We start from the raw sequence: 4,519 nt of genomic DNA, 5'->3' as shown, positions 1-4,519 counted from the left end.
GAGGGCGTCGTCGGTGAACTTCTGCACCGCCTCGAGGCCTTCGCCGCACTCGGTGCACTGGTACTGGTAGGTCGGCACCCAGGCCACCCGTGTCCCCGCCGCCCCCGCGCCCCTCCTGCCCGAGCTCCTGCGCACCGGCCTGGACCACCTGGCCGCCCACCCCCTCGCCCCGGGCGAGGCCTACTCGGTGACGGTCCGCGGCACCCGCCGGCACCGCATCGCCCGCAGCTTCCACTGCCCGGCCTGCGGCCCCGGCCCCGAGGACCTGGCCGGCGCCGGGCCGCCGGCACCCCGCCCCCTGCGCTCCCGGCCCGCCGCCCCCGGGGACGCCACCCGCACCGCGGCGAGCCGGCTCGTCGAGCCAGGCTTCCTGCGGGACCGGCTCGTCGACGACCGTTTCGGGCCGGTCCGCGCGATCCTGCGCGAGTCGCACGCCCCGTTCGCGATGAGCATGGCCGTCGTCGCGGACGCCCCGGCGATGGGCCACGGCAGGGCCCGTACGTTCACGGAGACCGAACCGGTGGCCGTCCTGGAGGCGTACGAACGGCTCGGCGGCTACCCCTACGACATCCCCCTGCTGACCGGCCGCTCCTACCGCGAGGTCGCCGAACGGGCCGTCGACCCGGCCAGCCTCGGCCGCTACACCGCCGAGCAGCTCGCCCACCCGACCAGCAGGGCCACGCCGTTCACCGCCGACACCCCGATGGACTGGGCCTGGGGCCACGACCTGGCCGACGGCACTCCCCTGCTCGTCCCGGCCGACCACGCCTTCTACCAGTACGAGTACGCCTTCCGCAGGGACCGGCGGGCGGCGCGGGTGGCCGGGGCGGCGAACCGCCGGCACTACTTCTTCGACTGCTCCAGCGGCTGCGCGGTCGGCGCCAACTACGAAGAGGCCGCCCTGCACTCCCTCTTCGAACTGGCCGAGCGGGACGCCTTCCTGACGTCCTGGTACCGCGCCGAGCCGCTCCCCCACATCCCGGTCGGCACGCTCACCGACCCCACCAGCCGGGCCATGGTCGAGCTGATCCGGGCCCGTGGCTACGACGTCCATCTCCTGGTCGCCACCCGGGACATCGGACTGCCGGTGGTGTGGGTGATCGCCGTGAACGAGAAGGACCCCTTCCCGGCGACCTTCTCCTCCGCCGGTTCGGGCGCCGAGCCCGAGTCCGCGATCCGCGGCGCGCTGCGCGAGGTCGCCCAGCTCGTCACCAACCCGGTCGACTGGACGCGCGAGCAGGTGGAGCGGATGGTCGAGGACCCGTGGCTGGTCGAGGAGCTGGAGGACCACGTCCGCTTCTCCTCCATCCCAGAGACCCGCGACCGCGCCCTGGCGGGACTCGGCGGCCCGGCCGTCACCCTGGAGGAGGCGTTCCCCGACTGGCCGGGACGGCTGGAGCGCGCGGCCGACGGCGACGTACGCGGCACGCTCCGGTACGTGGCCTCGCTCTTCGCGGACGCGGGCCTGGACCGGATCGTCATCGTCGACCAGACCAGCCGGGAGCACGCCGACGCCGGTATCGCGGTCGCCCGTGCCGTCGTCCCCGGCATCGTGCCGATGTGCTTCGGTCACGCCCAGCAGCGCCTGGACGGACTGCCCCGGCTGCGCGCCGCGCTGCGCGGCACGGGCCAGGAGCACCGGGCCATCCCCTACGACCCGCACCCCTTCCCGTGACGGCCCCCGCCGAGCCCTGGACGCGGCGCGCCCCGGTCGACCTGCCGGGCCCCGAGGGCGACAACAGCATCGCCCGCGAGCCCCTCTGGTACGCCTACGGCACCGGCGACGACGCCCCGGAACCACCACCGTGGACCTGGGCGGCCACTCCCCCGCCCGACTCCCACGTGCCGCCCCCGCCCCCACGCCCGGCGGGACCGGCGACCCTGCTGCCGCCGGGCACGACGGACGGACTGTCGGCGCTCCCGTACCCGCGCGTCCCGGCCCCGGGCGGCCCGGCCTCACCGGACGCCCTGGCCCACGCCCTGACCACCACGTTCGCGCCCCTGCGCCGCGAACCGGAGAACCCGTACAACGAACACCGGCCCTACGCCTCACCGCGCTGCCTGTTCCCGGTGCACGCGTTCGTGGGGGACGGCGAGGCCTGGCGCCTCCTGGAACCCACCCGGCACACCCTGACGGGCCCCGGCACAGGTGCTCCCACCCGCATCGCCCTGACCGGTCGCTACACCGCGATCCCTCTGGCGTACCAGTGGTTCCGGGGCTCGCTGGTGGCCATCGAGACGGGCATGGTGCTGCGCGCGTTGAGCCTGGGCCTGGAGCTCTTCGGGCTACCGGCGACACTGACACCGCCGACCGCGGGTGGACCGACGCTGCTGCGCGAGCTGGGTGTGGAACACACCTGGGAGTGGTCGCTGCCGTGGCTGGTCGACGTAGACGGACCCCACCCGTCGGTACACCTACCGACCGAGCCGGAACCGCCGGCCCCTGAGGGGGACCCGTCCCTCAGGCAGGTAGTCGACGTCAACAGAGGTTCCTTCAGGGGCGCGGGGCAGCATTCGATATGCGGCTACCGCCGCGTGGGCGCGACAAGCCACACACAACCCGCACCCGTCACCACCGCCGTACCCCCCACCCTGCCTCCTTCGCAACGCACTCCCACCTGGTCGGACCTCCTCTGGCACCGCCACTCCGGCCGCATGCCCAGAGCCCTGCACGGCATGGACTCGGCCAAGTGCCTCACCCCCCTCCCCACCAGCACCCTCACCACGGCCCTGGCCTGGCTCGGCGTCCCCCCACCGCACCCCACCCTCGCCGCCGCCTTCGACGCGGTCACCGTCACCGCCGTCGTCCAGCACGTCGACGGCCACACCCCCGGGATCCACCGCATCCACGAAGGCACCGCACACCTGCTCCGCCAGGACTCCACCGCCCCCGCGGGCCTGGAGGCCAACTACGGCTACGGCCTGACCCCGGTCAACGGCTGCGGCATCGCCAACGCCCCCCTCACCGTCTTCTTCTCGGTCCGCCCCCGCGAACTCTTCGCCCGTTTCGGTCCGGCCGGCTGGAGCGCCGCCCAGCACGCCTGCGGCTGGGCGGTGCACGGACTGTGTCTGGCCGCCGCCGCGGAGGGCCTTTTCGCCCGGCCGGTCCGGGCGTTCAAGGAGATCCAGACCAAGGAGGTCATCGGCCTGGACGAGGACGAGACGATCGTCCTGTCGGCGGTGGTCGGCGTACCGCGCGAGACCGGGGGTGCCGTGCTGGACCTGCGCACGTAAGCCCCTGAAACCCGACCGGACGACAAGGAACCCGCATGCCCACCACACCGCACCGCTGGAGCGCCTGGCACCTGCACCTCGGCACCACGGCCCGCAGCGCCCACGACCGCGTCCTCACGGACGTCATCGGCCCCACGGTCGCCGAGCTCCCGGCCGGGACCCCCTGGTTCTTCATCCGCTACTGGCAGTCGGGCCCCCACCTGCGGCTGCGCATCGCGGACCTGTCCGAGGACGCGGACCCGGGCGGGCACCCGTACGTGGAGCAGTCCCTGCGCGACCGGCTCGCCGAGGCGGGCCGGCTCGCCCCCGGCGAGGAGCCGCTCGCTCAGGATGCCTACCGGCAGGGCGCGTCCCGGCTCGCCGCCGCCGGGGAGACCGGCGTCAACACCTCCGTCCACGCGCTGCTGCCGCCCGGCGTGCACCGCGCCGACTACGACCCCGAGTACGAGCGCTACGGCGGCCCGGCCCTCATGCCGGCCGCCGAGTCCCTCTTCCACCTCTCCAGCGAACTCGTTCTGCGCCTGGCCCCGCTCGTCACCTCCGAGGCCCGCCGTGCCCGGCTCGCCCTGCGTGGCACGCTGTCCGCCGCCGTCGCCCTCGGCGGCTTGGACGAACGGTCCCACTACTTCGCACGCGGCCGGGACGCCTGGCGGGCCTGGGCGCGTGACGCCGGGCACCCCGACGAGTTGCTGGACCGGATCACCACGGTCGACCAGGACCCCGCCGCGGCAGGCGTCTCCCCGGACGCCCATGGCCCGTTCACCGACTGGTACGAGGCTCTGACCGCCCACGCCGACGCGATCCGGTGCCACTCGCCGGTCCACCCGGGCATGATCCTCTTCTCGCACGCGCACATGCTCCACAACCGGCTCGGCCTGAGCCTGCTGGAGGAACTGCGCACCTACGCCTGGCTGTCCCACGTGTTCCCCACTCCGGCACCGGCACCCGACCGGGTACCCACGGTGTGACCACCCGCGCCCGTGGGCGCCCACGCAGAGGCCCGGCCGGTCTTCCCCTCACCGGCCGGGCCTCTTTGTCGTGTGCGCCGCGCGGCTCAGTCCTCCCGTACGAACACGGCCCGCACCCGCACGAGCAGCCCCGCCCCGACCAGCCCCCGCATGCCACCGACCCCGCACGCGTGCCGGTCGACCCGGGCGGTGGCCCGTACGACGACCCGTTCGCCCTGCTCGGTGAGCTCGCCGACGGTGAAGGTCACCGGGGTCGCACGGCCCTTGACCTCCAGCCGCGCTGTGAGGCTCAGGTCGTCCGCCAGGCCCTCACCGAC

4 protein-coding genes and 1 pseudogene are annotated in these 4,519 nt (G+C 74.5%); 3 read left to right on the top strand and 2 right to left on the bottom strand.

Annotated features, from left to right (window positions below; all coding sequences use genetic code 11):
• Positions 1 to 78, bottom strand: a 78-nt coding sequence (locus ABZ281_RS39445; protein ID WP_356662801.1) for an FmdB family zinc ribbon protein, incomplete at its 3' end; no start/stop codon positions are given.
• A gap of 109 nt (positions 79 to 187) precedes the next feature.
• On the opposite strand from ABZ281_RS39445, the gene ABZ281_RS39440 reads away from it, so the two are divergent.
• The 3 genes from ABZ281_RS39440 to ABZ281_RS39430 are packed head-to-tail and all read left to right on the top strand — an operon-like array spanning position 188 to position 4,202.
• On the top strand, positions 188 to 1,675 hold the full coding sequence (locus ABZ281_RS39440; protein ID WP_356662800.1) for a YcaO-like family protein: 1,488 nt from the start codon (positions 188 to 190) through the stop codon (positions 1,673 to 1,675).
• The gene (locus tag ABZ281_RS39435; protein ID WP_356662799.1) at positions 1,672 to 3,234 is read left to right on the top strand and encodes a nitroreductase family protein; all 1,563 of its coding nucleotides are present in this window, start codon (positions 1,672 to 1,674) and stop codon (positions 3,232 to 3,234) included. Before ABZ281_RS39440 ends, ABZ281_RS39435 begins: the two co-directional genes overlap by 4 nt.
• Before the next feature lie 35 nt (positions 3,235 to 3,269).
• Positions 3,270 to 4,202: a thiopeptide-type bacteriocin biosynthesis protein gene (locus tag ABZ281_RS39430; RefSeq protein WP_356662798.1), complete on the top strand. Its 933-nt coding sequence runs from the start codon at positions 3,270 to 3,272 to the stop codon at positions 4,200 to 4,202.
• 86 nt (positions 4,203 to 4,288) lie between these two features.
• Here ABZ281_RS39430 and ABZ281_RS39425 read toward each other — a convergent pair.
• A pseudogene (locus ABZ281_RS39425) lies at positions 4,289 to 4,519 on the bottom strand (hypothetical protein); the annotation flags it as partial.

Source organism: Streptomyces sp. NPDC006265, assembly GCF_040613555.1.
Classification (GTDB): Bacteria; Actinomycetota; Actinomycetes; order Streptomycetales; family Streptomycetaceae; genus Streptomyces.
The sequence above is the reverse complement of the archived record's forward strand: the minus strand, read 5'-3'. Positions and strand labels throughout refer to the sequence as shown.

What these genes read in the sequence shown, in the direction of transcription:
- ABZ281_RS39430 (WP_356662798.1), top strand. Translation starts at nt 3,270, where the DNA reads ATGCCCACCACACCGCACCGCTGGAGCGCCTGGCACCTGCACCTCGGC.